General features: G+C 59.9%; 20 protein-coding genes and 1 tRNA gene. 17 read left to right on the plus strand and 4 right to left on the minus strand.

The genetic code is table 11. From position 1 onward, the window contains the following. From CRN80_RS16915 to CRN80_RS16975, 13 genes are all read left to right on the plus strand, one after another. Complete coding sequence (locus tag CRN80_RS16915) at positions 1 to 930, plus strand: electron transfer flavoprotein subunit alpha/FixB family protein (RefSeq protein ID WP_032895698.1); 930 nt, start codon at positions 1 to 3, stop codon at positions 928 to 930. 163 nt (positions 931 to 1,093) lie between these two features. Then, positions 1,094 to 1,909 (plus strand): ABC transporter substrate-binding protein, encoded by an 816-nt coding sequence (locus CRN80_RS16920; protein ID WP_098950635.1) that lies wholly within the window; start codon positions 1,094 to 1,096, stop codon positions 1,907 to 1,909. Between the two features lie 9 nt (positions 1,910 to 1,918). After that, positions 1,919 to 2,281, plus strand: coding sequence for a DUF4398 domain-containing protein (locus CRN80_RS16925; protein WP_003193475.1), 363 nt, complete (start codon positions 1,919 to 1,921; stop codon positions 2,279 to 2,281). Next, positions 2,278 to 3,090: an OmpA family protein gene (locus tag CRN80_RS16930; protein ID WP_098950636.1), complete on the plus strand. Its 813-nt coding sequence runs from the start codon at positions 2,278 to 2,280 to the stop codon at positions 3,088 to 3,090. Before CRN80_RS16925 ends, CRN80_RS16930 begins: the two co-directional genes overlap by 4 nt. Before the next feature lie 311 nt (positions 3,091 to 3,401). After that, positions 3,402 to 4,841 carry a PLP-dependent aminotransferase family protein gene (locus CRN80_RS16935; RefSeq protein ID WP_003193472.1) on the plus strand — a complete coding sequence of 480 codons (1,440 nt, stop codon included), beginning with the start codon at positions 3,402 to 3,404 and terminating at the stop codon, positions 4,839 to 4,841. 93 nt (positions 4,842 to 4,934) lie between these two features. Further along, positions 4,935 to 5,426: a translation initiation factor 2 gene (locus CRN80_RS16940; RefSeq protein ID WP_069557579.1), complete on the plus strand. Its 492-nt coding sequence runs from the start codon at positions 4,935 to 4,937 to the stop codon at positions 5,424 to 5,426. Between the two features lie 162 nt (positions 5,427 to 5,588). Further along, the gene (locus tag CRN80_RS16945; RefSeq protein WP_032895703.1) at positions 5,589 to 5,843 is read left to right on the plus strand and encodes a YkgJ family cysteine cluster protein; all 255 of its coding nucleotides are present in this window, start codon (positions 5,589 to 5,591) and stop codon (positions 5,841 to 5,843) included. 41 nt (positions 5,844 to 5,884) lie between these two features. After that, positions 5,885 to 6,490 carry an START domain-containing protein gene (locus CRN80_RS16950; protein WP_098950637.1) on the plus strand — a complete coding sequence of 202 codons (606 nt, stop codon included), beginning with the start codon at positions 5,885 to 5,887 and terminating at the stop codon, positions 6,488 to 6,490. A 103-nt stretch (positions 6,491 to 6,593) separates the two neighbouring features. After that, the gene (locus CRN80_RS16955; protein WP_014719530.1) at positions 6,594 to 6,830 is read left to right on the plus strand and encodes a hypothetical protein; all 237 of its coding nucleotides are present in this window, start codon (positions 6,594 to 6,596) and stop codon (positions 6,828 to 6,830) included. A 213-nt stretch (positions 6,831 to 7,043) separates the two neighbouring features. Then, a complete protein-coding gene (locus CRN80_RS16960) occupies positions 7,044 to 7,385 on the plus strand; it encodes a ribonuclease E inhibitor RraB (RefSeq protein WP_003193463.1) in 342 nt (113 codons plus the stop codon). A gap of 445 nt (positions 7,386 to 7,830) precedes the next feature. Further along, positions 7,831 to 9,240, plus strand: a complete 1,410-nt coding sequence (locus CRN80_RS16965; protein WP_032895706.1) for a circularly permuted type 2 ATP-grasp protein — start codon at positions 7,831 to 7,833, stop codon at positions 9,238 to 9,240. 4 nt (positions 9,241 to 9,244) lie between these two features. Further along, a complete protein-coding gene (locus CRN80_RS16970) occupies positions 9,245 to 10,195 on the plus strand; it encodes an alpha-E domain-containing protein (protein ID WP_098950638.1) in 951 nt (316 codons plus the stop codon). After that, on the plus strand, positions 10,192 to 10,974 hold the full coding sequence (locus tag CRN80_RS16975; RefSeq protein ID WP_098950639.1) for a transglutaminase family protein: 783 nt from the start codon (positions 10,192 to 10,194) through the stop codon (positions 10,972 to 10,974). Before CRN80_RS16970 ends, CRN80_RS16975 begins: the two co-directional genes overlap by 4 nt. A 145-nt stretch (positions 10,975 to 11,119) precedes the next feature. Here CRN80_RS16975 and CRN80_RS16980 read toward each other — a convergent pair whose 3' ends face one another. Beyond that, positions 11,120 to 11,926 (minus strand): cytochrome c, encoded by an 807-nt coding sequence (locus tag CRN80_RS16980; RefSeq protein ID WP_098952632.1) that lies wholly within the window; start codon positions 11,924 to 11,926, stop codon positions 11,120 to 11,122. A gap of 653 nt (positions 11,927 to 12,579) precedes the next feature. On the opposite strand from CRN80_RS16980, the gene CRN80_RS16985 reads away from it, so the two are divergent. The 3 genes from CRN80_RS16985 (at position 12,580) to CRN80_RS16995 (ending at position 16,879) form a co-directional block, all read left to right on the plus strand. Continuing rightward, the gene (locus CRN80_RS16985) at positions 12,580 to 13,785 is read left to right on the plus strand and encodes an acetyl-CoA C-acetyltransferase (RefSeq protein WP_098950640.1); all 1,206 of its coding nucleotides are present in this window, start codon (positions 12,580 to 12,582) and stop codon (positions 13,783 to 13,785) included. Between the two features lie 16 nt (positions 13,786 to 13,801). Then, positions 13,802 to 15,946 (plus strand): 3-hydroxyacyl-CoA dehydrogenase NAD-binding domain-containing protein, encoded by a 2,145-nt coding sequence (locus CRN80_RS16990; protein ID WP_098950641.1) that lies wholly within the window; start codon positions 13,802 to 13,804, stop codon positions 15,944 to 15,946. A gap of 207 nt (positions 15,947 to 16,153) precedes the next feature. Further along, positions 16,154 to 16,879 carry an amidotransferase gene (locus CRN80_RS16995; RefSeq protein WP_098950642.1) on the plus strand — a complete coding sequence of 242 codons (726 nt, stop codon included), beginning with the start codon at positions 16,154 to 16,156 and terminating at the stop codon, positions 16,877 to 16,879. Here CRN80_RS16995 and CRN80_RS17000 read toward each other — a convergent pair. From CRN80_RS17000 to CRN80_RS17010, 3 genes are all read right to left on the minus strand, one after another. After that, positions 16,876 to 17,847 carry a magnesium and cobalt transport protein CorA gene (locus CRN80_RS17000; protein ID WP_003193449.1) on the minus strand — a complete coding sequence of 324 codons (972 nt, stop codon included), beginning with the start codon at positions 17,845 to 17,847 and terminating at the stop codon, positions 16,876 to 16,878. The two genes, CRN80_RS16995 and CRN80_RS17000, sit on opposite strands and share 4 nt — an antisense overlap. A gap of 162 nt (positions 17,848 to 18,009) precedes the next feature. Continuing rightward, a complete protein-coding gene (locus CRN80_RS17005) occupies positions 18,010 to 18,732 on the minus strand; it encodes a 1-acylglycerol-3-phosphate O-acyltransferase (protein WP_098950643.1) in 723 nt (240 codons plus the stop codon). A 212-nt stretch (positions 18,733 to 18,944) separates the two neighbouring features. Continuing rightward, positions 18,945 to 19,637 carry a crotonase/enoyl-CoA hydratase family protein gene (locus CRN80_RS17010; RefSeq protein WP_014719521.1) on the minus strand — a complete coding sequence of 231 codons (693 nt, stop codon included), beginning with the start codon at positions 19,635 to 19,637 and terminating at the stop codon, positions 18,945 to 18,947. A gap of 321 nt (positions 19,638 to 19,958) precedes the next feature. On the opposite strand from CRN80_RS17010, the gene CRN80_RS17015 reads away from it, so the two are divergent. Further along, positions 19,959 to 20,048 (plus strand) — tRNA-Ser (locus tag CRN80_RS17015). Positions 20,049 to 20,143 lie beyond the last annotated feature (95 nt).

Below are 20,143 nucleotides of genomic sequence, written 5' to 3' on the forward strand. Positions count from 1 at the left end.
ATGACTATCCTCGTAATCGCCGAACACGATAACAAGGTGCTGGCCCCGGCCACCCTCAACACCGTGGCCGCCGCCGCTAAAATCGGTGGCGACATCCACGTCCTGGTAGCAGGGCAGGGCGCTGGCGCCGTGGTTGAAGCCGCTGCGAAAATCGCGGGCGTGAGCAAAGTCCTGAACGCTGACAATGCCGCTTACGCGCATCAGCTGCCGGAAAACGTTGCACCCCTGGTAGCAGAGTTGGGCAAGAGCTACAGCCACATCCTGGCTGCCGCCACCTCCAACGGCAAAAACATCCTGCCACGCGTTGCCGCGCAGCTGGACGTTGACCAGATCTCCGAGATCATCTCGGTAGAAAGCGCCGACACCTTCAAGCGCCCGATCTACGCCGGTAACGCCATCGCTACCGTGCAGTCCAACGCTGCGGTCAAGGTGATCACCGTGCGTGCCACCGGTTTCGACCCGGTTGCCGCCGAAGGTGGCTCGGCTGCCGTTGAAGCCGTCTCCGCTGCCCACGACGCTGGCACGTCCAGCTTTGTCGGCGAAGAGCTGGCCAAGTCGGACCGTCCTGAACTGACCGCTGCCAAGATCGTCGTCTCGGGCGGTCGTGGCATGCAGAACGGTGACAACTTCAAGCACCTGTACGCCTTGGCCGACAAGCTGGGCGCTGCGGTCGGCGCTTCCCGCGCAGCCGTTGACGCAGGTTTTGTACCCAACGACATGCAGGTCGGCCAGACCGGCAAGATCGTGGCGCCACAGCTGTACATCGCCGTCGGTATCTCCGGCGCGATCCAGCACTTGGCCGGTATGAAAGACTCCAAAGTGATCGTAGCGATCAACAAGGACGAAGAAGCGCCGATCTTCCAGGTTGCCGATTATGGCCTGGTGGCGGACTTGTTCGAAGCCGTACCGGAGTTGGAGAAGCTGGTCTAATCCAGCCGCTTCACTTATAAAGAGCCCGGTCTTATGACCGGGCTTTTTTATTCGATCCTGTAGGAGCGAGCTTGCTCGCGAAAAACCCACAGGCGCCGCATTTATTCAGAAAGCACGCGTTATCGTTGACGTTTTTCGCGAGCACTTTAGAAAGGAACATGCCATGGCGCTGCGCCCCTGGACTGTACTGCTGGGCCTTACGCTGCTGCCGAGCCTGGCGCTCGCCGCCGGCAAGTGCGAGCGCCTGGTGATCACCGGCAGCCCGGACGCACCGCCGCTGCTCTGGCGCGACCCCCAAGACCCCACGCACCTGATCGGCGCCACCGCTGATGTGCTGCAACAAGTGGGCAAAGACCTGGGGCTGAAAATCGACCTGCTCTACGGCGGCAAACGCTCCCTGGCCCTGGAGGAAGCGCGTAGCGGGCGCATGGACATCCTCGCCGACGCACCGCTGAACCTGGGCGAGCTGGATAACTTCGACTACATCCATCCGGCGCTGATGCAGACCGACTACCTGGTGTGGACGCGCGAGGATTCCGCCTTGGTCTATTCCACCGCCGCCGATTTGCACGGCCACAAAGGCGCAGTATCGGAACGTGCGCGCTTGAGCGCCGAGTTCGAGACCTTCGCCAGCCAGCAACTCAACCTGCAACGCCTGCCCAACTTGACGCCGGCCTTCCAGAAACTGTTGTTGGGTGAGGTGGACTACGTGCTGGCTGGGCGCTATTCCGGCATGGCCATGGCCCAGACGCTGGGCATGAGTAATGACCTGGTGGCTCATGAGGTGCCTGTCGATCAGCCCGGCCTGTACCTGGCGATTTCCCACAACTCGGCCTGCAATGATCCGTGGCTGCGCGGACAGCTGACGAAAAAGATGACAGAATTGCCCGCCTCCGGTGTCGCGCAAGCCGCGCTGCAGCGCAATCTGGAACGCTGGAAGGCGCAATTGCAACAGCCTGTTGGCACCCCAACAAAGTAGGGATTTACAGTGATTTTTCGAGCTCTTTTCGCGGCCCTCGCCGTTGTCGCGCTGGCGGGATGCGCAACCGATCCTGCGCCGATCGAACAAATGCGCCTGACCCAGCAAGCCTTGGAACAAGCCACCGCGGTCGGGGCCAACACCGATGAATCGCCCGAACTGAAACTGGCCGAAGAAAAATTCGCCCGGGCCAAAGGCAATATGGCCGACCAATCCTACAAGCGTGCGCGTATGCGCGCCGAGCAGGCGGAGCTGGACGCACGCCTGGCCGAAGCCAAAGTGCTGACCGGCAAGAGCCAGGAACAATTGAACGTGCTCAATACCCGTATCACTCGCCTGCGTAAGCAGCTGCAGTTGGGAGAGGCACAATGAGCCCGATGATCCGTAGTTTGAGCTGTGTACTGCTGTTGGGCAGCGTGGCCTTGGGCGGTTGTGCCAGCCAACCCACCAGCGAGCAGGCATTGCAGCAGGCCGGCGATGACTTTCAGAAGGTCAAGGAAGACGCCAACGTGCTGCGCTTTGCGCCCAAGGACGTGATCCGCGCCGGCGAGTCCCTGGCACGCGCCGATCGCCTGTCCAGCTACTGGGGCAGCGGGTCCGACGTGGTGCATTACGCCTACCTGAGCCAGCGTTACAGCGCCATCGCCCGAGAGCACACCCAGCAGGGCCTAAATGCCGAGCGCGGTACCCAACTGGAACTGGAGCGTCAGCGTCTGCAACTTGCCTTGCGCGAAAACAAGCTGGCCAGCGTGCAACAGCAGGGCAAGTGGGTTGAAGCGCAGATCGCCAGCCTCACCACCCAGACCGATCGTGGCCTGGTGATGACCCTGGGGGACGTACTGTTCGACACCGGCGAAGCTGAACTGCAGAACTCGGCCAATCGCACAGTGCTCAAGATCGTGCAATTCCTGCAACTGAACCCCAAGCGTCGAGTGCGCGTCGAGGGCTACACCGACAACACCGGTGGCGAGCAGGAAAACCTGAAACTGTCCCGCGACCGCGCTCAATCGGTGGCCGACCTGTTGATGGACCTGGGTATCGATGACAAGCGCATCGAGGTCGAGGGCTATGGCGACCAATACCCGGTGGAAGCCAACGCCTCCGAGCGTGGTCGTGCGCAGAACCGCCGCGTGGAAATTGTATTCTCTGACGAGAAGGGCCAATTGGGCGCCGCCCGCTAACAGCCATCGCCTCTGAATTGGGCGCCTCCCGCTGACAGCCGTCGCCTCTGTAGGAGCGAGCTTGCTCGCGAAAAACGTCAACGATAACGCGTGCTTTCTGAGTGAACGCGGCGCCCGTGAGTTTTTCGCGAGCAAGCTCGCTCCTACACGGGGCAGGCCCCTGCAAGATTTTATTAGGCCTACACCCTTACAGTTTTTACTGTCACTCCCGCCCGCGCTCGACTATTGTGGCAACTGTCCCCGTACACTTCTAAACTGTGCCGGTATGTTTCACACAAAAATAAAATACCCGTGAAATCGAGTGCTGCGTCATGACCAATCTGTTGCTTTACCAACGTATTGCCCAGCAACTGGCTGAGGACATCCGGCGCGGTGTCTACCAACCGGGGGAGCGCGTGCCGTCGGTGCGCAAAATGAGCTCCCAGCTCAATGTGAGCCATGCCACGGTGCTGCAGGCCTACGCCAACCTGGAAGACCAGGGGCTGATCCGGGCGCGGCCGCAGTCGGGCTATTACGTGCACCAGACGCCAGCACTCACGGCGCCTACGCCCGATATCGCACGGGTCGAGCGCCCAGGGTTGGTCACCCGTAGCAGCATCATCCAGCAGGTGCTGGTCGAGTCGCGCCGTGAAGGGGTGTTTCCCTTGGGTGCGGCGGTGCCGAGTGTCGACTACCTGCCGGTGCGGGCATTGCATCAGCAATTGGCCAAGGTCACGCGTTTCCAGAGCCCACGGGCGTTCAGCTACATGTTCAGCCCTGGCTTTGAACCCCTGCGCCGCCAGGTGGCGATCCGCATGCGTGATGCCGGGGTGGTCGTGGACCCTTCCGAAGTGGTGATCACCCATGGCTGTGTCGATGCATTGCAGATGTCGCTGCGCGTGCTGACGCGCCCTGGCGACCTGATCGCGGCTGAATCACCCACCTATTACGGCTTGCTGCAATTGGCTGACCTGCTGGGCCTCAAGGTTATCGAGATCCCCAGCGACCCCGCCACGGGCATGAGCCTGGAGGCTTTGCAACTGGCCGCCAACCAATGGTCGATCAAAGCGCTGGTGCTGACCACGCGCCTGAGTAACCCGCTGGGCGGCACCATGCCGGAGGAGCGGCAGAAACAGTTGCTGCGCCTGGCGTCGGACTTTGATATCCAGATCGTCGAGGATGATATTTACGGCGAGTTGATGTTCGAACTTGGCCGCACCAAAGCCCTGAAGGCCTACGACCGCCTTGACCGGGTGATCTATTGCTCAAGCTTTTCCAAGACCTTGTCCCCGGGCGTGCGCATTGGCTGGATGATTGCCGGCAAATACCAGCAGGAAATCCAGCGCCTGCAGATGTTCAGCACCCATTCTGCTTGCAGCGTCACCCAGATGGGCGTCGCGGCCTATCTGGAAAACGGTGGCTACGACCGTCATTTGCGCTACATCCGCCAGGAATACCGCAAGAACCTCAGCGCCTTCCAATTGGCGGTGCAGCAGTATTTCCCCGAAGGCACCCAGATGACCCGCCCGACCGGCGGCTTTATCTTGTGGGTCAGTTTGCCGGGGCGGGTCAATACCCAGGAACTGCATGTGCGTGCCCTGCAACAAGGCATCAGCATTGCGCCAGGGCTGATTTTCAGTAATACCGAACAGTTCAACCACTGTATTCGCCTCAATTGCGGCACGCCGTGGAACCGCGAGGCAGAGCGGGCGTTGATGACCCTGGGAATGCTTGCCAGCCAGCTATGCCAAGAGGCCGCAGCGGGTTTTTGAGGTGATCAAAGGGGACAAGACTGATCTGTGCCCTTGTCATGCCGCGCACAACAAGCGAGCATATGGCCTTCTGCCGTTAATGCTGTTGGCGATATGACTTCTATTTTTCGCGTTACGTTGATGCTTGGTCTGCTGAGCCTGTGCAATGCCGGCAGCGTGCTGGCTGCAGCGCCGGTGGCCGATGGCAAGCCTGCTGTGAGTGCCGAGCAGAAGACCTCAGCCAAGCAGCCAGCGCCTGCGAAAAAAGCCCCCGCGGCACAAAAGAAAGCCGCCTCGACCAAAAAGCGTGCACCCGTGGCGAGCAAGTCCAAGTCGGCCCATGAAGTCGCCCAGACCAAACTGCCACCGGCACAGTTGGACCTGTCCCTGCCTTCGGACATGGTCAGGCACTTGCAGCCTATCGGCACCATGCCCAAGCCCAAGAGCGTGCCCTTGTTGCCGCCGATGTTTGGCGAAAAACCCACCGACAACAGCGCGTTCCAGATCAACGGCCGCTTGCTCAGCAATGAGATGAAGCTGCAACTGCGTAACGAGGAGCGCCGTGATGTTGAAGGCGCTGCGCTGGATTTCGAATTCAAGCAATAAACTTTCTGAGCTCAGGTGACCCGGGTCGCCGACCATCTGTCGCAGACTGGTCGGTCACTTTTGTTTTGTGCGAAAAACCCCTGTTGGGCCATTTTAAAACGGCTGTTTAAGGGCGTACTCTAGCCCGGCCATCCCTATTGAGTCGTCGAGGACCTGCTGGTCATGAAATGCCGTGAAGGCTGTGGCGCATGCTGCATTGCCCCCTCCATCAGTTCACCATTGCCGGGAATGCCCCTGGGCAAACCCGCTGGCGTTCGCTGCGTGCACCTGTCGGCGGAACAACTGTGCCAGTTGTTCGGTCAACCGCAGCGGCCCGCCGTGTGCAGTGATTTCAAGGCGGATATCGACGTCTGTGGCAACGACCAGACCGATGCTATCCGGCTGATCGGCTGGTGGGAACAGATGACGGCGGCTTGATGGGCTTTACTATCGGAACTTCAACAATAAGGAATACAACGATGGGTTCGCTGAAACGAGTGGCTGTGCTGTGCGGTTTTACGCTGTTGTTTGCGGCCACTGCCCAGGCTGAAGATTGGCAAGTCGCCAAGGACGAAGACGGTATCAAGGTGTCCCTGAGCGAGATTGCCGGTTCCAAATACAAGGCGTATCGCGGTGTGACTCTGATCAAGGCGCCTTTGGCCAAAGTCCAGGCGCTGCAGGAAGATGTGGCCGGTGCTTGCGCATGGATCCACGAATGCAAATCCCAGAAACTCGTCGACAAGAAAGGCGACGAGGCCTGGACCTACACCCAGTTCAAGGCGCCGTTCCCCGTGACGGACCGCGACTCGTACATCCACGTCACCACCAGCAAAGCTGCTGACGGCACCGTCACGCGCAAACTGGAAGGTGTGCCGACCTACAAGCCTGAAGCAAAAGGCTACGTGCGGGTCGCCCAGGTGGAGGGTTTCTGGAAACTGGTGCCAAAGGGCGATAACCAGACCGAAGTCACCTACCAGGTACACACCGAGCCAGGCGGCAGCGTACCTTCGTGGTTGGCCAACAAGTTCGTGGTGGACGCGCCGTTCAACACCTTGAAAGCCTTGAAAGAACACGCTGAAAAATAAGTGCAGTTGATCCGGTGCCTCCGGGCTTGAGCGGAACGTTTTGCGCGCCGCCAAGGTCCAGATACTTGTAAGCCCACCTATGGGTTTTATCGAGGAGGCACCGATGCAAACGTGGCAAATTACCTTCGTTGATGATCACGGTGAAAAGTCCGTGCAGCAGTTCACCTGCGAACAAAAGCCCAGCCTCGAAGACGCTGCGCATATGATTCGTGCGAAGCTGGTGCCGATTGCTGCCGAACTCGATCTCAATGACCTGGAAGGCCGTAAACCCGAGCCGACGGTCAAGATTCTCAAAGATCAGAACAGTATCCAGATTCTCGATATTTCTCCCTCCGTCTAAACATTTTTCACACGCCACACGAGCACCTCTGGTGGAGGTGATAGCTTCGCGCTACTCTGCAATCGAGATCAGCGAATGAATCGCTAAGGTCTGGTCTTGTCAGCTACATGCTTGTTTTCCTGCGGCGTTGTTATGCCGTGGTGCCCGCGCCAGCAGGGCGCGGGGCTTCAGGAAGCACGGAAAGTCTATCCATCGGTTTGAGGAGGACGTTTCATGAGCACAGCCTATCAAGAAGACATCAGCACCAACGTACTGCGCCGCATGAAAGAAGGCGGCTTTGATTTCTCGCGTTTTCACCCCATCGAGTTCTACGCCATTTTCCCGGATGAGGAACGGGCGCGCAGGGCTGCGGGTCGATTTCGTGGGGAGTCCCTCAATGCCCAAGTCAGCGCGCGCGACGATGGCGCCTGGTACCTGGAACTGAGCAAAATCATGTTTGCAACCTACGACGGCATAGGAGACTTCGAGCAAGACTTTGAGGCAGTGGTGGAGCCCCTGGGTGGGATTATCGAGGGATGGGGCGTCAAGCAGGAGGTGCGTGGGTTACCCATGTAGTTGGTATTTATGAGCAGCACAGCGTATCGGCTGACCTTTGGGTCGGCCGATTTTGTTTGGGCGGCCATCGCAAAGGGAACTGCCGTTTTACGCGCAAAAAAAAGCCACCCGGATAGGGTGGCGGAAAGGGAAGACTGAGGAGTCATCAGTACACGAATTGACACGTTACTGAATGTGCAAAGGGTTTGGCTGTAGGACGTATCCTGTTCAGCCGATGTGGGCGATTATCCGTATGTGCAGGCGGGCAGTGAAATCAACTCTGACTATGCTGTTGATAGCCAAAGACCGCATTGCAATGAAGCGCACGGTCTGCCCCAGGCAACTGCGCGCACCAGGACGGTGCGATGCTTGCGCTGGGATTATTCAACTGATTGATTATTAAGTGTTTATGCCGCTGGCACGGGCCTTGCGAAGGTTCTTGCGTCCGGGTGACAAGGAGTACGGCATGATCCGCACTTATTACGATGAAATGTACGATGGGGCAGGGCAGGTTCGCCCCCATTACCGCGAGTTCGCCCGTTGGCTGGCCGATACCCCTGCCGAACTGCTGGCTCAGCGTCGGCGTGAAGCCGATTTGCTGTTCCACCGCGCCGGCATCACCTTCACCCTCTACGGGGACGAACAAGGCACCGAGCGCCTGATCCCCTTCGACACCATCCCCCGCAGCATTCCGGCGAGTGAATGGCGGATTGTCGAGCGCGGTTGCATCCAGCGGGTCAAGGCGCTGAACCTGTTCCTCGCCGACCTGTACCACGACCAACGCATCATCAAGGCCGGCATCATTCCTGCCGAACAGGTACTGGCCAACGAACAATACCAACTGGCAATGCAGGGCCTGGATTTGCACCGCGATATCTATTCGCACATCTCCGGGGTCGACCTCGTACGCGATGGCGACGGCACGTACTACGTGCTTGAAGACAACCTGCGCACGCCCAGCGGTGTCAGCTACATGCTCGAAGACCGCAAGATGATGATGCGGCTGTTCCCCGAACTGTTCGCGGCCCAGCGCATCGCACCCATCGACCATTACCCCAACCTGCTGCTCGACACCCTCAAAAGCGCCAGCCCCCTGGATAACCCCAGTGTGGTGGTATTGACGCCCGGGCGTTTCAACAGCGCGTTCTTCGAACATGCCTTCCTGGCCCGAGAGATGGGCGTGGAGTTGGTGGAGGGCGCGGATTTGTTTGTGCGCGATGACCGTGTATTCATGCGCACCACCGACGGGCCCAAGGCTGTCGATGTGATCTACCGTCGCCTCGATGATGCATTTCTCGACCCCTTGGCATTCAACCCCGACTCCATGCTCGGTGTACCCGGCCTGCTCGCTGCTTACCGTTGCGGCAATGTGGTGCTGGCTAACGCTATTGGCACCGGAGTCGCGGACGATAAATCGGTTTACCCGTTCGTTACCGAGATGATCCGTTTCTACCTCGACGAAGAACCGATCCTGCAGAACGTTCCGACCTTCCAATGCCGTAAGCCTGACGAGTTGTCCCACGTACTGGCCAACCTGCCCGACCTGGTGGTCAAGGAAACCCAAGGCTCCGGTGGTTACGGCATGTTGGTCGGCCCGGCGTCTACAACCGCAGAAATCGAAGCGTTCCGGGCGCGTATCAAGGCCAAGCCACACGCTTATATCGCGCAGCCGACCCTGTGTTTATCCACGTGCCCGACCTTTGTCGAAAACGGCATCGCCCCGCGCCACATCGACCTGCGCCCCTTCGTGTTGTCCGGCAAGGAGACTCGCGTGGTACCGGGTGGCCTGACCCGCGTGGCGCTGCGCGAAGGCTCGCTGGTGGTCAACTCGTCCCAGGGCGGCGGAACCAAAGACACCTGGGTGGTCGAGGACTGATGCCATGTTGAGTAGAACTGCCTCGGATTTGTACTGGATGTCGCGCTACCTGGAACGCGCCGAAAACCTCGCGCGCATGCTCGATGTCAGCTATTCGCTGTCGCTGATGCCCCAGGACGGGCGCGGCGATGGCCTACATGAACTGGCCATGCCGTTATTGATCACCGGCACGCTGGAGGATTACCACGCCCTTCATGGCGAACTGCATGCCGAGCGCCTGCTGCATTTTTTTGCGCTGGACGCGGCCAACCCGGCCAGCATCTACAGCTGCCTCGGTGCCGCGAGAGCCAGCGCCCATGCGGTGCGTGGGCGCATCACCGCCGACATGTGGGAAAACATCAACGCCACCTGGCTGGACATTCGCGATATCGCCCAGCAGGGACTGAGCCACTACGGCATGAGCCGGTTTTGTGAGTGGGTCAAGGAGCGTTCACACCTGTTCCGCGGGGCCACTTACGGCACCATCATGCGCAACGATGCCTTCCGCTTTATTCGCCTGGGCACCTTTATCGAGCGTGCCGATAACACCCTGCGTCTGTTGGATGCCCGCTACGAAATGGCCGGCGAACAGGCTGAGGCGGTCAGCGATGGCACGGCTCACGCGTATTACCAATGGAGTGCGTTGCTGCGCGCCCTGTCGTCATTCGAGGCGTACACCGAGATTTATCGCGATGCACCGGGCGCTCGGCAGGTCGCCGAGTTGCTGCTGTTACGTGCGGATGTGCCGCGTTCGCTGCGCGCCTGCAGCGAAGAGATCGACCAGATCCTCGCCAGCCTGCCCGGCATCAACGGCCGCCCGGCCCAGCGCCTGGCCGCCGAGATGGATGCGCGTCTGCGCTTTACCGCCATCGACGAAATCCTCGAGGAAGGCCTGCATGCCTGGCTGACCGACTTTATCCCCTTGGTCCGCCAGTTGGGCGACGCCATCTACAGTTCCTACCTGGAGGCGGCATGAGACTCTCCATCAGCCACGACACCACCTACCACTACGAAGACCAGGTGCGCGCCAGCATCCAGTACCTGCGCCTGACACCTCATGACAGCGAGCGCCAGCACGTGCTGAGCTGGCAACTCGACCTGCCACGCCCGGTGCGGGCCCAGGTGGACCCTTTCGGTAATATCTTGCATGTGCTCACCCTGGACGAGCCCCATGACGCCATCATCATTGGCGCCCGGGGCGTGGTGGAGATCGATGAGTTGCGCGAGGCCGAACACGAAAGCCAGTCTGCCTTCCCGTTCCTGCGCGCCACGCGCCTCACCGAGCCCGACGACGCCCTGCGCGGCTTTGCCGAACAACACTGCCATCAGCGTCGCGACCGCACGGCGCTTATCGACCTGATGCTGGCGCTTAACCACACCATGGCCTACACCCCTGGCGCGACCGACGTCGATACCTGCGCCGCCCAGGCCTTTGCAGGTGCCGCTGGGGTGTGCCAGGACCACACCCATGCGTTCCTGGCCTGCGCCCGCAGCCTGGGGATCCCCGCGCGGTATGTGTCGGGGTATCTGTACACCGAAGACAGCACGCACCTGGCCAGCCATGCCTGGGCCGAAGCCTGGCTGGATGACGCCTGGTACAGCTTTGACGTAACCAACCAACTGGCGCGGCCGGAGCGGCACTTGAAGCTGGCCGTGGGCCTGGACTACCTCGACGCCTGCCCGGTACGCGGCATGCGCCGTGGCGGTGGGCATGAGCAGATGCATGCCAAGGTATTTGTGGCGCCGCAGCAATGATCGCCCCCGCGCTCTGCGTTGCTTGATCGTTCCCACGCTCTGCGTGGGAATGCAGCCGAGGACGCTCCGCGTCCCAAAGCGTGACGCAGAGCGTCACAAGAGGCGTTCCCACGCGGAGCGTGGGAACGATCGATACAGCGCAGGCTCAAGGTTGCTGTTTGCGGCCTGCCATGTGCCGCAGGTACCCCACCAGCAAATCCAACTCAGTGTCCGGCAATACACTGGCTGTAAACGCCGGCATCTTCGCCTGTGGCCAATGCCTCAGGCTTTGCGGATCGCGGATATAACGCTTGAGGAAATCGCCGCTGAAATACTCGGTGGGGTTGTAGGGCACATTCAGGTCCGGGCCCATTTGTGCATCACCGCCGCCATTGAGGCGATGGCACGCCAGGCAGTTTTTCTGGAACAACGCAAAGCCTTGGTTGACCGGGTCGTTCGCCGCCAGCTTCGGGTCGGGCAATAACGCCGGGAAACGCTCGCCAACCGTCTGCAACTGCTTGAACCTGGAGACCTGGAACGGCCACTGTTCGGGGCTGATATGCCCGGCTTCAGGGTGGGTCCAGACCAGATAGAACGGCCCGGCGCTGGGCTTGCCTTGCTCCAGCGGTGGCCATGGATGCGCCGGGTCTTCCACGGCCAGCCAGGCGCGGGCGCCGTTTTTTTCCTGTAACGGCGCGGCGGCAAGTTCGGCGGCAAAACCATCAAGGGCAACGGCTTGCAGGTGGTTCGCAGGCTTAAGGCCCGGTAAGAGCACCGCGAGGGGCACCGCGCGATAGGTCATAGTGCGCTTGTAGGACACATCATCGACGATCTGCACCGTCTGAGCGTCGGGGTGCTTGAGCAACTCGGCGGTCTGCCAGGTCTTTTGGCTGTGGTCCAGCTCGATGGTCAAGGGTGCCGCCGCCGCAGGCAGGCTGAGCAGCAGGGCAAAAAGGGCGAGGATCGGTTTCAAGGCACAGGCCCGTTGCAGGAGAGTAAGGGCGCACACGATAACGGAAAACGGCAGGTAAAAAGACAGCCCCTGCAACAGGCGCGCTAAGCGCAATGTCCTGGCAGGTGCTGCCAAAAGCGGCTGGCCTGGTGCGGCGCGTTCACGACAGGTGGGAGCGCAATCGTCACCCAATAACCTTGGGTAAATTGGGCAAGATCAGAATCAGGGTGGTGGCGAACAGAATAAGTCCCGCCTGACGTACTTTCGATTGTTTGAACATGGCTGACTGCCTTTTCTTTTGTTGTTATTCCTGAGCGTCAAATGCGTGCCGTTGTATCCAGTATCGCGAGGTGACGTTGCACTTTTCTTACAGCTACTCCAGCAAAACCCGGCAGCAGCGTCTTACAGGTTCAACCTTAGAGCGCCCGTTCTTTCTGGCTTAGACCCATTTCATATCAGCTAATAAGTATTTGCGCTAAAAACGGCATGAGGCTTATTGCCATCTTGGCGCCAACCCTAGGGCTAGACCGCTAAAACGATTAATCAGGGTTTTCCCATAGGGACCTACCGTTCGTCCGAGCGAGGGGGTCAAAAGCAATGAGCGCATCCGTCATTGAAACCGTGTCAATCGGGCCTAAGGTAGGGGCACACACCCACAGCGGTTCGAGGATGTCATGACCCAAGCTTTGATCTTTGATGCGATACGCACGCCCCGGGGTAAAGGCAAGGCCGACGGTGCCCTGCACAGCGTCAAACCGGTAAACCTGGTGGCTGGCTTGCTCACGGCGTTGGCGCAACGCAGCGACCTCGACACCCGCCAAGTGGATGACATCGTCCTGGGCTGCGTCACACCGGTGGGGGACCAAGGCGCCGATATCGCCAAGACCGCCGCGCTGGTGGCGGATTGGGACATCAGCGTGGCCGGTGTGCAGGTCAATCGCTTCTGCGCTTCAGGCCTGGAAGCGGTGAACCTGGGGGCAATGAAGGTGCGTTCCGGCTTCGAAGACCTGGTGGTCGTCGGCGGCGTCGAGTCCATGTCCCGCGTGCCCATGGGCAGCGATGGCGGCGCCTGGGTGCTCGACCCGCAAACCAATATGCACAGCCACTTCACGCCCCAAGGCATTGGCGCGGACCTGATCGCCACCCTGGAAGGCTTCACGCGCCAGGATGTCGACAGCTTTGCCCTACAGTCCCAGCAGAAAGCCGCCAGGGCGCGGGCAGACGGTTCCTTCAACAAGTCGCTGATCGCGGTGCACGACCAGAACGGCATCGTGCTGCTGGACCATGATGAATTTATCCGTGGCGATTCATCCCTTGAGGGCTTGGGCAAGCTCAAGCCCAGCTTCGAAATGATGGGCCAGATGGGCTTCGACGCCACCGCGCTGCGGGTCTACAGCCACGTGGAGCGCATCCACCATGTGCACACACCGGGCAACAGCTCCGGGATCGTGGATGGTGCCGCGCTGATGCTGATCGGCTCCGAGGCCAAAGGCCGCGAGCTGGGCCTGCAACCGCGTGCGCGCATTGTCGCCACGGCGGTGACCAGCACCGACCCGACCATCATGCTCACCGGCCCTGCACCGGCCACTCGCAAGGCGCTGGCCAAGGCCGGCCTGCGGGTTGAAGACATCGACCTGTTCGAAGTCAACGAAGCCTTTGCTTCGGTGGTGCTCAAGTTCATCAAGGACATGGGCATCGACCCCGCACGGGTCAATGTCAACGGCGGCTCCATCGCCATGGGCCATTCCTTGGGCGCCACCGGCTGCGCGATCCTCGGTACCTTGCTCGACGAGCTGGAGGTGCGCCAGCAACGCTACGGCCTGGCCACCTTGTGTGTCGGCGGTGGCATGGGTATCGCCACCATTATCGAACGCCTCTGAGCCTAAGGAGTTTGTCATGACCGATGCCATTCGTTACGAAAAAGGCCAGGACCAGATCGTGGTGCTGACCCTCGACATGCCCGGCCAGAGCGCCAACACCATGAACGCCGCCTACCGTGAAGCCATGGCGGCCACCCTCACGCGCCTGGAAGCGGAAAAGGACGAGATCGCCGGGGTGGTGATCACCTCGGCCAAGAAGACCTTTTTTGCCGGCGGCGACCTCAATGAGCTGATCAAGGTCGACAAAGCCCAGGCCAAGGCGTTCTACGACAGTGTGTTGGTGTTGAAAGCGCAGTTGCGCCGCCTGGAAACCCTCGGCAAACCGGTGGTGGCTGCGATCAATGGCGCGGCCCTGGGCGGTGGGTGGGAGATTTGCCTGGCCTGCCACCACCGGGTCGCGCTGGACGACAAGTCCGTGCAACTGGGTTTGCCGGAAGTGACCCTTGGCCTGTTGCCAGGGGGCGGTGGCGTGGTGCGTATGGTGCGCATGCTCGGCCTGGAAAAAGCCTTGTCGTATCTGCTCGAAGGTAAAAAAGTCCGGCCTGCCCAGGCCCTGCAAGCAGGCTTGATTGACGAGTTGGCGGCGGATCGCGAGGCATTGCTGGCCCAGTCCCGCGCCTGGGTTCTGGCTAATCCCGAAGTCAGGCAACCCTGGGACAACAAGGGCTACGCGATTCCCGGCGGCACGCCGTCCCACCCTAAAGTCGCGCAGATGCTCGCCATTGCACCGTCGATTTTGCGCAGCAAGACCCAGGGCTGCTTCCCCGCGCCGGAGAAAATCCTCTGTGCCGCCGTCGAGGGCGCCCAAGTGGACTTCGACACCGCTCACCTGATCGAAACCCGCTACTTCACCGAGCTGGTGACCGGGCAAGTGGCAAAAAACATGATCGGCACCTTCTGGTTCCAGCTCAACCAAATCAATGCCGGCAGCTCACGCCCCCCGGGCTATGCGCCCTACGTCACGCGTAAGCTCGGTGTGCTCGGCGCCGGGATGATGGGCGCGGGCATCGCCTATGTCAGTGCCTGTGCGGGTATCGAGGTGGTGCTCAAAGACATCACCCTGGCCGCCGCCGAAAAAGGCAAAGCCCATTCAGCTGCATTGCTGGACAAGAAAGTCAGCCGTGGGCAACTGACCGCCGAACAGCGCGAAACCACCCTGGCGCGCATTCATCCTACCCAGGATGACGCCGACCTGGCCGGCTGCGACCTGATCATCGAGGCCGTATTCGAAGACCGCGCACTCAAGGCCAAGGTCTCGGCCGCAGCGCAAAACGTGGTGGGGGCCAATGCTGTGATCGCCTCCAACACCTCCACCTTGCCCATCAGCGGCCTGGCCTCGGCGGTGCCCGATCAAGCCAAGTTCATCGGCCTGCACTTCTTCAGCCCCGTGGACAAGATGCCCCTGGTGGAAATCATCAAAGGTGCGCGCACCAGCGACGAAACCCTGGCCCGAGGGTTTGACTTCGTACTGCACATCAAGAAAACCCCGATTGTGGTCAACGACAGTCGCGGCTTTTTCACCTCGCGGGTATTCGGCACCTTTACCAACGAAGGCATCGCCATGCTCGGCGAAGGTGTGGCTGCGCCGATGATCGAGACCGAAGCGCGCAAGGCCGGGATGCCAGTGGGGCCGTTGGCGGTGTCCGATGAAGTGTCCCTCAGCCTGATGAGCCATATCCGACAGCAAACGGCCAAGGACCTGCAGGCCGAAGGCAAGGCCATGCCGAACCACCCGGCGACGGCGGTGATTGATCTGTTGGTGAACGAATACAAGCGCACGGGCAAGGCGGCGGGCGGTGGTTTTTACGACTATCCCGCTGGCGGCCAGAAGCACCTGTGGCCTGAGCTGAAAACCCGGTTCGAACAGCCTGGCAAGCAAATCTCAGCCCAGGATGTACGTGACCGCTTGCTATTTATCCAAGCCATCGAAACCGTGCGCTGCGTGGAGGAGGGCGTGTTGATGTCCACGGCGGACGCCAACGTTGGTTCAATCTTCGGCATCGGCTTTGCTGCATGGAGTGGCGGCGCGTTGCAGTTTATCAACCAGTACGGGCTGAACGACTTCATCGCCCGCGCCCGCTACCTCGCCGAGGAGTACGGGGAGCGCTTCTCGCCACCGGCGTTATTACTGGAAAAAGCCGCAAAAGGCGCACTGTTTTAAACGCTTCACTGTAGGAGCGAGCTTGCTCGCGAAGAACGTACAGGCAACGCTTTTTATCCAGGATACCTGCGTTATCGTTGACGTTTTTCGCGAGCAAGCTCGCTCCTACAGTGTGTGTGGGCGCCCATTGAGGGCTTGCTTTGGGGGGGTATTTCAGGGCAGGCTCTGGGGTGTGCAATATTCCCATCGCCGTGTCAGGTATTTTTTATGTCGCTACGCGTCTGCATCCTGGAAACCGATATTCTGCGTCCCGCTTTGATCGATGAGTACCAAGGCTATGGGCAGATGTTCAAGCGTCTGTTCGCCAAGCAACCGATTGCCGCCGAGTTTGTCGTCTACAACGTGGTGCAGGGCGAATACCCGCCGGATGACGAAGTGTTTGACGCGTACCTGATCACCGGTAGCAAGGCCGATTCGTTCGGGACCGACCCTTGGATCCAGACCCTCAAGACCTACCTGCTCACGCGCTATGAGCGTGGCAACAAGCTGCTGGGCGTGTGCTTCGGCCATCAATTGCTCGCGTTGCTGCTGGGCGGCAAGGCCGAGCGTGCCAGCCAGGGCTGGGGCATGGGCACCCACGACTACAAGCTGGACGCCAAGGCCCCGTGGATGAGCCCAGAGGTGCCTGAACTGAGGATGTTGATCAGCCACCAGGACCAAGTCACTACATTGCCGGACAATGCCACGGTCATCGCCTCCAGCGAATTCTGCCCGTTTGCCGCGTACCACATCGGCGACCAGGTGCTGTGCTTCCAGGGCCATCCGGAGTTTGTTCACGACTATTCCCGCGAGTTGCTGGAAATCCTTCAGACAACCCTGGGTGAAAAGGTCTACAGCAACGGCGTGGCCAGCCTGGAACGCGACCACCACGGCGTCACCGTGGCGGAATGGATGATGCGCTTCGTTGCGCATCAGCCTGAAGCCAAGGCTTAAAGCCAGCCCGAACGCTTGAAGCTGGCCCATAACCCGGTACAGCCCAGGGTAATAAACCCGAGCACCGCAAAATAGCCGTAGTGCCATTGCAGCTCGGGCATGTTCTGGAAGTTCATCCCATAAATCCCCGCCACCGCCGTGGGGAACGCCAGGATCGCCGCCCACGCGGCGAACTTGCGCTGCACCACGCTCTGGCGCGAGGCCTCCAGCAGCACACCGATCTCGATGGTCTGGCTGGCTATATCGCGCAAGGTGGTGAGGTCTTCCATCTGCCGCGTAACGTGGATTTGCACGTCACGAAAATACGGGCGCATGTTCTTGTCGATAAACGGGAAGCTGAGCTTCTGCAACTCCTGGCTGATCTCGACCATGGGTGCCACATGCCGCTTGAGCCGCAACACATCGCGGCGCAGGCCGTGGAGGTGCTGGATATCACGCTCGTTGAGTGAACTGCACAGCACGTTACGTTCCAGCTCATCGATCTCGGCGTGGATCGCCTCGCTCACCGGCTGATAGTTTTCGGTGACAAAATCCAGCAGCGCATAGAGTACGAAATCTTCCCCATGCTCCAGCAACAACGGGCGCGCCTCACAACGCTGGCGCACAAAACCGTAGGACGCCGAGTGGCCGTTGCGTGCGGTGATGATGTAGCCGTTGCCGGCAAAGATATGGGTTTCGATAAACTCCAGCTTGCCGTTCTCGCGCACCGGGGAGTAGGTGACGATAAACAGCGCGTCGCCGAAGGTTTCCAGCTTCGGGCGGCTGTGTTTTTCCATGGCATCTTCGATCGCCAGCTCGTGCAGGTTGAACTGGCGTTGCAGGTTGTTCAATTCCTGGGCACTGGGCTCTTCCAGGCCGATCCACACAAAGTGCCCAGGTTTGGCGGCCCAGGCCGCGCCTTCATCGAGGGTGATATCCGAGACTTTCTTACCGGCGCTGTAAACGGCAGCCGCAACAACTCTACCCATGGTGCTGATCACTTCTTATCAAGAGGACAGGTGTTGGGCAGCTTAGCCTGAATGGCGTTCCGTTGTTGCTCACCGACATTGCCCACTTCCGTGTCACTGATCGTTCCCACGCTCTGCGTGGGAATGCCGCCCGTGACGCTCCGCGTCACCCTAAGCGGGCGCCTACGCGCGTTGCAGTTCGCGATCCATCTGTGCAATGCACTCAGCCATCTGCGTCTGACACGTCAGCAGCAACTGAGGGATGTCATCCACCGTCAAGCCACAGGTAGGAATCGGCGGCAACGAGCGTATCAGAACCTCACCGCTGTTCCAGCGATTGAGCTTCATCTGCGTTACGTAATTGCTGACACACACCTGCACGATAGGCACACCGGCCGCAATCGCCATATGGAATGCACCTTTCTTGAACGGCAACAACCCTTTGCCCAGGTTGCGCGTGCCCTCCGGGAACACCCAGATCGACGTGTCCTTATGCTGCAAGGTATGCGTGGTGGTCAGCATCGCACGCCGCGCCTTGTGAGCATTGCCACGGTCGATCAGCACATTGCCCGCCAGCCAGAACAGCTGGCCGAACAGCGGTACCCATTTCAGGCTTTTCTTGGCGATGCAGACCGTGCGGTGCGGCACTACATTGCCGAGCACAAACAGATCGTAGTTGGACTGATGGTTGGCGATCACCACGCAGGTACCGGGCTTGTTGCGCAGCGAGTCGACGTCGGCCTTCACGTTCAAGCCCAGGATCCGCATGGCCGGCAACGCATAGAGGCGAGCGCAGAGACGGCTGTTGTCCGGATTGAACGGCCGGCACACACCGACCAGCACACCCAGCACGCCGGCGATCATAAAATGCAGGCCCATCAACAACATACGCAACAGAAAAAGCATCGACACGGCCCATCGGGACAAAAGGTGGCGCAGTGTACGGATGTGCACTGTATTCGGCAATTGCCCCTACAGACGTAGGAGATAGCCGATGTTTAAGCGCATGTTTCCACATGGGCCGATAACGGCTAACTAGAGCGGCTACGGACGTTTCACATTTATAGGTAAGAAAAAGCCCGACTCAAGGTCGGGCTCAGGCGCAGCTGGTGTAGGACTTAACTCAGGCTATGGCCCTGATCCTGGATGATTGCATCGTCCAGGGCTTCGAGCAGTGCGCGGCGCACTTTCAACTTGGTGTGCTTGTGCGCGTTCATATTGATCTTCTTCAACTGCCGTGCTGCTTCCAGTGCGGCGGCGTGCAGTTCTTCGGGTGCCACCACCTTGTCGAGGAAACCGGCGTGCAGGGCGCCTTGTGGATCAAACATCTCGGCATTGATCACCGAACGCTGAAACGCCGACTTACGCAGGCGATCGCGCGCCAACTCGATACCGGCGTGGTGCATGGTCATGCCAATCGCCACTTCATTGAGGCCAATGCTGAACGGGCCTTCGACGCCAATCCGATAATCGGCCGACAACAACAGGAACGCACCCTTGGCCACCGCATGCCCAGGGCAGGCCACGATCACCGGGAACGGATGCGCCAACATCCGCCGCGCCAGGGTCGAGCCTGAGGTCACCAGGCTGATTGCCTCTTTAGGGCCGGCGGTCATCACCTTCAAATCATAACCGCCCGACAAAATCCCCGGCGTGCCCGTGATGATCACCACCGCCCGATCCTTCTCGGCCTGATCCAGCGCCGCATTAAACTCACTGACCACCGCCGGAGAAATGGCATTCACCTTGCCGTTGCTCAGGGTCAGGGTCGCGATACCGTCTTCGAAGTGGTAGGCAATCAACTCACTCATGACGCGGTTCCTTGTAGGGCTTGTTATAGAGATAGATGCACAGACGTTACTCACCACGCCCGCGCGGGTAAAGCGCCGTGACTGACTACCCAGTCAGGCTTTTGCCTCATCCCCAAGGGTAGACCCCCCGCAGCAGGGCGCAGCAAGCATTCCAGACGCGTGCCGCCACTGCCTGAGAATGGCACAATCACCACCCCTTACCGGGCGGTGAACGGCATAACGGTCTAACCGCATGAAAATTCTGAAAAAAACCTTTGCCATCAGAAAGGCTTTCGACTACATTAGCGCGCCTCGACAGACTGAACTGGTTTGACGAGATACGGTGAAGTGTCCGAGTGGCTTAAGGAGCACGCCTGGAAAGTGTGTATACAAGAAATTGTATCGAGAGTTCGAATCTCTCCTTCACCGCCACATTAAGTAAACACAAACCCCTGGTTTTCATAGAGAAAGCCGGGGGTTTGTGGTTTTTGGTGCCTGAAATACGGTTATATGGGACAGATGGGTGT

This window comes from Pseudomonas sp. FDAARGOS_380 (assembly GCF_002591235.1).
GTDB classification, from domain to species: Bacteria; Pseudomonadota; Gammaproteobacteria; order Pseudomonadales; family Pseudomonadaceae; genus Aquipseudomonas; species Aquipseudomonas salmasensis.

Coding starts and splice junctions, on each gene's coding strand:
- CRN80_RS16915 (WP_032895698.1), top strand. CDS start 1: ATGACTATCCTCGTAATCGCCGAACACGATAACAAGGTGCTGGCCCCG.
- CRN80_RS16920 (WP_098950635.1), top strand. CDS start 1,094: ATGGCGCTGCGCCCCTGGACTGTACTGCTGGGCCTTACGCTGCTGCCG.
- CRN80_RS16930 (WP_098950636.1), top strand. CDS start 2,278: ATGAGCCCGATGATCCGTAGTTTGAGCTGTGTACTGCTGTTGGGCAGC.
- CRN80_RS16935 (WP_003193472.1), top strand. CDS start 3,402: ATGACCAATCTGTTGCTTTACCAACGTATTGCCCAGCAACTGGCTGAG.
- CRN80_RS16940 (WP_069557579.1), top strand. CDS start 4,935: ATGACTTCTATTTTTCGCGTTACGTTGATGCTTGGTCTGCTGAGCCTG.
- CRN80_RS16945 (WP_032895703.1), top strand. CDS start 5,589: ATGAAATGCCGTGAAGGCTGTGGCGCATGCTGCATTGCCCCCTCCATC.
- CRN80_RS16950 (WP_098950637.1), top strand. CDS start 5,885: ATGGGTTCGCTGAAACGAGTGGCTGTGCTGTGCGGTTTTACGCTGTTG.
- CRN80_RS16955 (WP_014719530.1), top strand. CDS start 6,594: ATGCAAACGTGGCAAATTACCTTCGTTGATGATCACGGTGAAAAGTCC.
- CRN80_RS16960 (WP_003193463.1), top strand. CDS start 7,044: ATGAGCACAGCCTATCAAGAAGACATCAGCACCAACGTACTGCGCCGC.
- CRN80_RS16965 (WP_032895706.1), top strand. CDS start 7,831: ATGATCCGCACTTATTACGATGAAATGTACGATGGGGCAGGGCAGGTT.
- CRN80_RS16970 (WP_098950638.1), top strand. CDS start 9,245: ATGTTGAGTAGAACTGCCTCGGATTTGTACTGGATGTCGCGCTACCTG.
- CRN80_RS16975 (WP_098950639.1), top strand. CDS start 10,192: ATGAGACTCTCCATCAGCCACGACACCACCTACCACTACGAAGACCAG.
- CRN80_RS16985 (WP_098950640.1), top strand. CDS start 12,580: ATGACCCAAGCTTTGATCTTTGATGCGATACGCACGCCCCGGGGTAAA.
- CRN80_RS16990 (WP_098950641.1), top strand. CDS start 13,802: ATGACCGATGCCATTCGTTACGAAAAAGGCCAGGACCAGATCGTGGTG.
- CRN80_RS16995 (WP_098950642.1), top strand. CDS start 16,154: ATGTCGCTACGCGTCTGCATCCTGGAAACCGATATTCTGCGTCCCGCT.
- CRN80_RS17000 (WP_003193449.1), bottom strand. CDS start 17,847: ATGGGTAGAGTTGTTGCGGCTGCCGTTTACAGCGCCGGTAAGAAAGTC.
- CRN80_RS17005 (WP_098950643.1), bottom strand. CDS start 18,732: ATGCTTTTTCTGTTGCGTATGTTGTTGATGGGCCTGCATTTTATGATC.
- CRN80_RS17010 (WP_014719521.1), bottom strand. CDS start 19,637: ATGAGTGAGTTGATTGCCTACCACTTCGAAGACGGTATCGCGACCCTG.